The organism is uncultured Methanobrevibacter sp., from assembly GCF_902788255.1.
Taxonomy (GTDB): domain Archaea; phylum Methanobacteriota; class Methanobacteria; order Methanobacteriales; family Methanobacteriaceae; genus Methanocatella.
In genome coordinates, this window is the sequence record NZ_CADAJR010000054.1 from 1 (window position 1) to 6,188 (window position 6,188).

The following is a 6,188-nucleotide window of genomic DNA, read 5'->3' on the forward strand; positions in this document are numbered from 1 at the left end:
GGTATCATCGAAAATATTATTATTGGACAACCAATACCTCTTGGTACCGGTTCTGTCGGTGTCAAAATGGATTATAAAAATGAATAGGAGGCTAGATGATGGACGTAGATAGAGGAATCAGGGTTGCTGTTGACACTGGTGATGTAACATTAGGCTCTGAAAAATCAATTCAATCTTTAAAATTAGGAAAAGGACAACTTGCAGTTGTTGCTGGAAACGCTCCTAAAGAAATTCTTGAAGATGTTGAATATTATGCAAATCTCTCTGAAATTCCATTCATTGTATATGATGGAAGTAGTGTAGATTTGGGTTCTGTTTGTGGTAAACCATTTACTGTTGCTACATTAATCGTAAACGATCCAGGAGATTCTACAATATTAGACGATTTGAGGTAGATTTAAGTGTCTATTAAATTTAGTGCAAATGAAATCAGATTCATAGCTCTTTTCGAAAATATGACTGGAGCAATGGTAAAAGATTGCATTATCGATGATGAACAAGGAAAAGTCACTTTTGTTGTTAAAAACGGTGACATGGGACTTGCTATAGGTAAAGGCGGAAGTTCCGTTTCAAAAGTTCAAAGAGCAGTTGATAAAGGTATTGAAATTGTAGAGTTAGATGAAGACCCAATACAATTTATTAAGAATTGTTTATCTCCTGCAAAGCTACAATCTGTTAAAATTAGTCAAAAACAATCAGGCGAAAAAATAGCTATTGTTACAGCAGATAATACCAACAAACGTATTGCTATCGGTAAAAATGGAATCAATATTGAAAGAGCTAAATTATTAGTAAATAGACAGCATAATATTGATAATATTATTTTAAAATAGCTTCATGCTATTTTAATCATTTTTTTTTATTTTTTTTTTAAAATTTATATACTTTTTTTTAATATAATTATTATTACAAATATTTTTTGTAGATAATTTTGGTGGATTTTTATTGAATTTTAATTTTAATGGTATAGACTGGAAATCTCAAACTTTTTTAATAGTTCTTTTAGCGGCTTTAAACCAGTTATCCACCAGTATCGTCACCAATGTTGTTACTGTAGTTTTGCCTCAAATTTCTTCCGATTTTGGAATCACTGTTTCAACATTAAACTAGATTACTATAATATTTTTCATGGCTTCAATTTCAATCAGTATCCCTCTCAGTAAGATTATAAGTCAGAAAGGGGTTAAGAAATTTACAGGAGTTGCCACTGTTGGACTGATAATTGGTCTTTTGATATCCACCTTTGCAGTCCATACTAACATGTTTCTGTTATCAAGGATTATTCAGGGGTGCAGCTGTACGATTCTCTATTTCAGTGTATACATGATGATTGTTTTGGAAATGCCTGAAGAAAAAACCGGAAGGGCGTTGGGAATTGTCGGATCATCAGGATATATTGGTATGACAATTGCACCGTCAATTGCAGGTTTTATTTCCTATTATCACTCCTGGAGAGGGGCGTTTGTGTTCATCGTTCCGCTTCTGATTTTCCAATTGTTTTTAATTCACAGGATTGAAGGTGAATGGATGCGGAAAAAAGGCCTATCGATGCTGTAGGTTCACTTCTTTATGTGGGAGTAATCATATTTTTAGTCTATGGACTTTCAACTATAGTACAGAGTGGAGCAATTTATCTGGTCGTATTTGGAGTTGTACTGATTGCATATGTTCTATATGAGCGCAACAGACAATACCCTATATATAATCTGAAACTTTTAAGAAGTTTTAAATATGTAATTGGTAACTACTCTTCAATGGTGGGATATTTTGTCACTTTCATTGCTGCCTATATTTTAAGCCTGCACCTGCAGCTTGTAATGGGTGTTGATTCAAGAACTACCGGATTGTTGCTGTTGATTACGCCTATCTTAATGGTTTTCGTATCTCCTTTTGCAGGTAAATTGGCTGACAAGCATGATCCTCGTGTAATTTCTGCAATTGCAATGATTGTAATCAACATTTCAATGGTCATTTTTTTATTCCTGAAGGACCTTCCTCTATACTGGATTGTTATAGGCATTGCACTTCAGGGTATCGGTCATGGGCTCTTTTCATCACCTAACAATCGTTTTGTTCTGACTTCAGTAGGTGTTGAGGACTTGCCTGATGCATCTTCATTTCTAGCATCAATCAAGGAAATCGGAAAACTTCTGTGTACTTCAATATTTAATGTCATCTGTGTAATGTATGTTGGAAATATGGAAGTCCACAATAATATTTCCGGCTTGGTACAGTCATCTAGAATGATGATGATTTTGTGTGTGGCCCTGTCCCTGTCTGCTATAGTGTTATTGTTTGCAAGCAGATTATTCTTCGAAAGGGATGAAAATCTTGAAGTCCTTAAACTTATCCGAAGATATCTTCCTAAAAGGATTGTTAAATGGTATGAGGAGGCATAATTATGTTAACTATTTTTTTCCATTTCAACATTTTTTTTCATTTTCCCACTGAAAACAAATACCTTTATAAAGGGGTAAGTATATAAATTATCATAAGATATCTGTACTTTTTATAACATGACTATGTGTGCTTTTTGTCAATGTTTTGAATTTTATTTCAAGATATCTTCTTTTAGATAATGTAAAATTATCTATTATTAATTATACTGATTTATATCTTTGAATTTAGATTGTACTATAGATTATAGTATAAATCGCAGCGGTGGATTCATTGATATGCGTTTTTAACAAAAAATTCGAGGAAAAAAATATGCCAGGACTTTTTGCTGCAAAAAAACTTAAAAAGAATAGACAAAATTTTAAGTGGAAAGATGTAGATTACAAAAGAAGAGCTTTAAGATTAGATGTTAAAGCAGATCCTTTAGAAGGAGCTCCTCAAGCAAGAGGTATTGTAATCGAAAAAGTAGGGATAGAAGCAAAACAACCTAACTCTGCTATTCGTAAATGTGTACGTGTTCAATTAATCAAAAACGGTAAACAATTAACTGCTTTCGCACCAGGTGACGGAGCTATTGGATTTATCGATGAACACGATGAAGTAATGATTGAAGGAATCGGTGGACCATCCGGAAGATCCATGGGTGATATTCCTGGAGTCCGTTGGAAAGTTTCCAAAGTAAATAACGTAGCTTTATCAGAAATGGTAAGTGGAAAAATAGAAAAACCTGTAAGATAAGGAGTTATATTTATGAGTAAATTATTCAATAAATGGGATCTCGATGAAGTAAAAGTTGAGGACTTAGGTTTAGTAAAATATATCTGCTTAGATGAAACTTTAGTTCCACATACTTCTGGAAGACACGTAAAAAGACAATTCGCAAAATCTAAAGTATCTATTGTTGAAAGATTAATGAACAAAATCATGAGAACTCATCTCAACTCAGGTAAGAAAAACAAAGCTTACAACATCGTAAAAGATGCTTTAGAAATCATTAATAAAAGAACTAAAAAGAATCCAGTTCAAGTTTTAGTTACTGCAGTTGAAAACACTGCACCTCGTGAAGAAACTACCCGTATCAAATACGGTGGTATTGGATACCAAGTAGCAGTCGACATTTCTCCACAAAGGAGAGTTGACTTATCCTTAGGTTTCTTGACCAGAGGTACTTTACAATCTTCATTCAAAAACAGAAAATCTGTTGCTGAATGTTTAGCTGACGAATTAATTCTTGCATCTGAAGAAGATTCAAGAAGCTTTGCTTTACAAAAAGCTGAAGAGAAAGAAAGAGTTGCTAAAGCAGCACACTAATCATATTTAATGTTTATTTATTCAGGTGGTTATTTTGAGTAGAAGAGACAAAATGATTGCAAAAATCAAAGAATTAATGTATGAACCAGATCAAATCAGAAACATTGGTATCTGTGCTCACATCGATCACGGTAAAACCACTTTATCTGATAACCTCTTAGCAGGTGCAGGAATGATTTCCGAAGAACTTGCTGGTGACCAAAGATTCTTGGATTTTGACGAACAAGAACAAGCTCGTGGTATCACTATCGATGCAGCTAACGTATCCATGGTACACGATTACAAAGAAAAAGAATACTTAATTAACTTAATCGATACTCCAGGTCACGTTGACTTCGGTGGGGACGTAACTCGTGCTATGAGAGCTGTAGATGGTGCAGTAGTTGTAGTTTGTGCTGTAGAAGGTATCATGCCTCAAACTGAAACTGTATTCAGACAAGCATTAAAAGAAAACGTTAAACCAGTTTTATTCATTAACAAAGTTGACAGATTAATCAACGAGTTAAAATTAGAACCTGAAGAGTTACAAAACAGATTCTTAAAAATCTTCATGGAAGCTAACAAGTTAATCAGAAACATGGCTCCTGAAGACAAAAAAGAAGAATGGAAATTAGACTTCACTGATGGTAGTGTAGCATTCGGTTCCGCATACCACAACTGGGCTATTAACGTCCCAACTATGCAAGAAACTGGAATTAACTTCAAAGACATTATTGATTACTGTAATGCTGAAAACGAAAAAGAATTAGCTCAAAAAGTACCTTTATCCGATGTATTATTAGGTATGGTAGTAGAACACTTACCTTCACCTAAAGTAGCACAAGAATACAGGGTACCTAACATCTGGGATGGAGACATCGACTCACCTGCTGGTGAATGTATGGTCAACACTTCCCCTGACGGACCTTTAGCTGTAATGGTTACCAACGTATCTGTAGATAAACACGCTGGTGAAATCGCTACCGGTAGGGTATACGGTGGAGCTATCGAAAAAGGTACAGAAGTATATATGGTTGGATCTCACGGTAAATCCAGAGTACAACAAGTAGGTGTATACTTCGGTCCTGAAAGAGTTAACACCGATAAGGTTCCTGCAGGTAACATTGTATATGTTGCTGGTGCAAAAGGAGCTATCGCTGGTGAAACCTTATGTTCCCCTGATCACAAGATTAAAGAGTTCGAAGGTTTAGAACACATTTCAGAACCAGTAGTTACCGTTGCTGTAGAAGCTAAAAATACCAAAGACTTACCAAAATTAATTGAAGTATTAAGACAAACTGGTAAAGAAGACCCTACAGTTAAAATTGATATTAACGAAGAAACCGGTGAACACTTAGTATCCGGTATGGGTGAGCTTCACTTAGAAGTTATCGGTTACAGAATCAACGAAAAAGGTGTAGACATCACTACATCCGAACCTATTGTTGTATACAGGGAAACTGTAAGACAATTATCTCCACAAGTTGAAGGTAAATCCCCTAACAAACACAACAGATTCTACATTACTGTTGAACCTATTGAACCTGAACTCTATAACGCAATCCAAGATGGTGACATCAAAGAAGGTAGAGTAAAAGGTAAAGAATCAGCTAACGACTTTATGGAATACGGTTTAGATAAAGAAGAAGCTAGAAGAGTATGGGCTGTTCACAACAGAAGTATCTTCCTTAACATGACTCGTGGTATTCAATACTTGGATGAAGTAAAAGAGTTATTACTTGAAGGATTCGAATCCACTTTAGAAAGCGGTCCTTTAGGTGAAGAAATCTCCATGGGATTAAAATTCAAACTCCATGACGCAAAACTTCACGAAGACGCAGTTCACAGAGGACCTGCACAAGTATTACCTGCTATCAGGAACGCTATCTTAGGTTCCATGATGCTTGCTGAACCTGCATTACTTGAACCAATGCAAAAAGTAGTTATTGACACTCCTAATGATTACATGGGTGCATGTACTCGTGAAATCCAAAACAGAAGAGGTCAAATCGTCAACATGGGTCAAGAAGGAGATATGGCAAGAATCGAATCTAAAGTGCCTGTAGCTGAAATGTTTGGTTTCGCTGGAGATATCAGATCTGCTGCTGAAGGTAGATGTTTATGGTCTACTGAAATTGCAGGATTTGAACCACTCCCAAGAGAAATGCAAAATCAAATCGTAAAAGAAATCAGACAAAGAAAAGGCTTATCCGCAGAACCATTCCCTGCAAGCCACTACTTAGGTGATTTATAAAATTAAAATTTAATTTTTTAATTTTTTTATATTTTTATAAAAATTATTGAAAAAAACATTATCTTTTTATATGTTGAAAAATATATAATAAATTTAAGCTAACATTTAAGCTTATAAATAATGTTTGTTAATATTACAAAAGAGGTTATATAATGGCAAAAGAAAAAGAACATCTTAACTTAGCATTTATTGGACACGTTGACCACGGAAAATCCACTTTAGTTGGACACTTATTATTAAAAGCTGG

At 34.7% G+C, this 6,188-nt stretch carries 9 protein-coding genes; all 9 read left to right on the top strand.

The annotated features are described in order from the left end of the window. Nucleotides 1–95: 95 nt before the first annotated feature. Nucleotides 96–395, top strand: a complete 300-nt coding sequence (locus QZV03_RS10955) for a 50S ribosomal protein L30e (protein ID WP_296876745.1) — start codon at nucleotides 96–98, stop codon at nucleotides 393–395. Between the two features lie 6 nt (nucleotides 396–401). Beyond that, entirely contained in the window at nucleotides 402–833 is a 432-nt protein-coding gene (locus tag QZV03_RS10960; RefSeq protein WP_296876747.1) for a NusA-like transcription termination signal-binding factor, read from the top strand. 112 nt (nucleotides 834–945) lie between these two features. Continuing rightward, nucleotides 946–1,110, top strand: a complete 165-nt coding sequence (locus QZV03_RS10965) for a hypothetical protein (RefSeq protein ID WP_296876749.1) — start codon at nucleotides 946–948, stop codon at nucleotides 1,108–1,110. An 18-nt stretch (nucleotides 1,111–1,128) separates the two neighbouring features. Then, nucleotides 1,129–1,557 carry an MFS transporter gene (locus QZV03_RS10970; RefSeq protein ID WP_296876751.1) on the top strand — a complete coding sequence of 143 codons (429 nt, stop codon included), beginning with the start codon at nucleotides 1,129–1,131 and terminating at the stop codon, nucleotides 1,555–1,557. Continuing rightward, the gene (locus QZV03_RS10975; protein ID WP_296876753.1) at nucleotides 1,524–2,399 is read left to right on the top strand and encodes an MFS transporter; all 876 of its coding nucleotides are present in this window, start codon (nucleotides 1,524–1,526) and stop codon (nucleotides 2,397–2,399) included. The genes QZV03_RS10970 and QZV03_RS10975 overlap by 34 nt, the downstream gene beginning before the upstream one ends. Nucleotides 2,400–2,709: 310 nt before the next feature. Beyond that, nucleotides 2,710–3,135 carry a 30S ribosomal protein S12 gene (locus QZV03_RS10980; protein WP_067044341.1) on the top strand — a complete coding sequence of 142 codons (426 nt, stop codon included), beginning with the start codon at nucleotides 2,710–2,712 and terminating at the stop codon, nucleotides 3,133–3,135. A 12-nt stretch (nucleotides 3,136–3,147) separates the two neighbouring features. Continuing rightward, complete coding sequence (locus QZV03_RS10985; protein ID WP_296876754.1) at nucleotides 3,148–3,708, top strand: 30S ribosomal protein S7; 561 nt, start codon at nucleotides 3,148–3,150, stop codon at nucleotides 3,706–3,708. Between the two features lie 34 nt (nucleotides 3,709–3,742). Beyond that, nucleotides 3,743–5,941: an elongation factor EF-2 gene (locus QZV03_RS10990; protein ID WP_296876756.1), complete on the top strand. Its 2,199-nt coding sequence runs from the start codon at nucleotides 3,743–3,745 to the stop codon at nucleotides 5,939–5,941. A 152-nt stretch (nucleotides 5,942–6,093) separates the two neighbouring features. Continuing rightward, nucleotides 6,094–6,188, top strand: a 95-nt coding sequence (locus tag QZV03_RS10995; RefSeq protein WP_296783197.1) for a GTP-binding protein, incomplete at its 3' end; no start/stop codon positions are given.

Coding starts and splice junctions, on each gene's coding strand:
- QZV03_RS10975 (WP_296876753.1), top strand. CDS start 1,524: ATGGATGCGGAAAAAAGGCCTATCGATGCTGTAGGTTCACTTCTTTAT.
- QZV03_RS10980 (WP_067044341.1), top strand. CDS start 2,710: ATGCCAGGACTTTTTGCTGCAAAAAAACTTAAAAAGAATAGACAAAAT.
- QZV03_RS10970 (WP_296876751.1), top strand. CDS start 1,129: ATGGCTTCAATTTCAATCAGTATCCCTCTCAGTAAGATTATAAGTCAG.
- QZV03_RS10955 (WP_296876745.1), top strand. CDS start 96: ATGATGGACGTAGATAGAGGAATCAGGGTTGCTGTTGACACTGGTGAT.
- QZV03_RS10985 (WP_296876754.1), top strand. CDS start 3,148: ATGAGTAAATTATTCAATAAATGGGATCTCGATGAAGTAAAAGTTGAG.